Genomic DNA, 758 nt, shown 5'->3' with positions numbered 1-758 from the left:
CCATGCGCGACATCACAAAATGGACAGCGGCGAGTACAAATAGCACCCAAGATCATAAACGTTGCTGTGCCGTGGTTAAAACATTCATGTAAATTAGGACATGACGCTTCTTCACACACTGAGTTCAAATTATGCTTACGCATCGCTTGTTTAATTTCTGTTACCTTAGCGGTGTTACTTGGTATCTTTATTTTTAACCAACTAGGTTTTTTTAAGGTGGTTGCTTTTTCACTCGCAATAATTTTTACTGGAATAAAAGCCAACTTATCCGCATCACGAAGTTTTTCGCCAGCGACCAATAGTGATTGTTTAATGTTACTCATAATAGTGATCGACCTTGAGGCCAAAAACTGACCTCCTACGTTTATAATATACGCTATTGATTACAATGTTGGCAGCTGTGTTTCTAAGTTATCAATTGCGTGGACAGGCAAATTATTCTCAGACATAAAAGGCGCAATGGCTGAGAGGAATTATTATGCCACCCATAATAATTACTATGCCACCCATAATAATTACTATGCCACCCATGATAATACTACGCAGTGATAATGCTCTGAAACACAGCTATCAATTGGTCAACAATAATGCATGTACTGCATCTTGTAAGCTTTTGCCTATCGATTTTTATAAATGTTGATTAAAGGAGTGAATTTCAGGCAAGTTTTACTTGCTACTTAAAGGTAGTCGTATTTTTTCTTATGGTTTTAGTGCGGTCTTGCATGTGGTTATTTTTACGCGCTATTCAAACAAGCTTG

Annotated in this window: 1 pseudogene; it reads right to left on the bottom strand. The window is 37.5% G+C overall.

The window, feature by feature from the left end:
• Positions 1-323 (bottom strand): annotated as a pseudogene (locus H4J67_RS19955) (lipoyl synthase); the annotation flags it as partial.
• Positions 324-758 lie beyond the last annotated feature (435 nt).

Source organism: Colwellia sp. BRX10-4 (assembly GCF_014077465.1).
In the GTDB taxonomy this organism is placed as follows: domain Bacteria; phylum Pseudomonadota; class Gammaproteobacteria; order Enterobacterales; family Alteromonadaceae; genus Colwellia_A.
Note: the sequence above shows the minus strand (reverse complement) of the source record. Positions and strands in the feature narration are given on the sequence as shown.